Origin of the sequence: Burkholderia sp. SIMBA_051 (genome assembly GCF_046534915.1) — a bacterium.
In the GTDB taxonomy this organism is placed as follows: domain Bacteria; phylum Pseudomonadota; class Gammaproteobacteria; order Burkholderiales; family Burkholderiaceae; genus Burkholderia; species Burkholderia ambifaria.
The window spans coordinates 1-288 of record NZ_JAWRXS010000172.1; the positions used below are offsets into that span (position 1 = coordinate 1).

The window sequence follows — 288 nt, forward strand, 5'->3', positions numbered from 1 at the left end:
TGTGCATCGATAGCCCATTTTTGCTGATGGCCTGCATCGGCATAGGCGTATTTGCCGGCTCGCTCGCCGCGGTGCTCACCTCTCCCGCGCCGATCGTTCTCACCGCGGCCAATCAGTCGGACCTCGCACTGCTGCCGGTCGTGGTCTTGTGCAGCATGGCCTTCAGTCATGCGATCAGCAAGGGACGCATCTTTGTCGAAAAGAACCGGGCATTGCAGACCCTCGCGGGCTCGATTGCCCATGAAATGCGCAATCCCCTCAGCCAGTTGAGGCACGTTCTGGATCGCG

General features: G+C 60.4%; 1 pseudogene. It reads left to right on the forward strand.

From position 1 onward, the window contains the following. A pseudogene (locus SB771_RS34055) lies at positions 1 to 288 on the forward strand (hybrid sensor histidine kinase/response regulator); the annotation flags it as partial.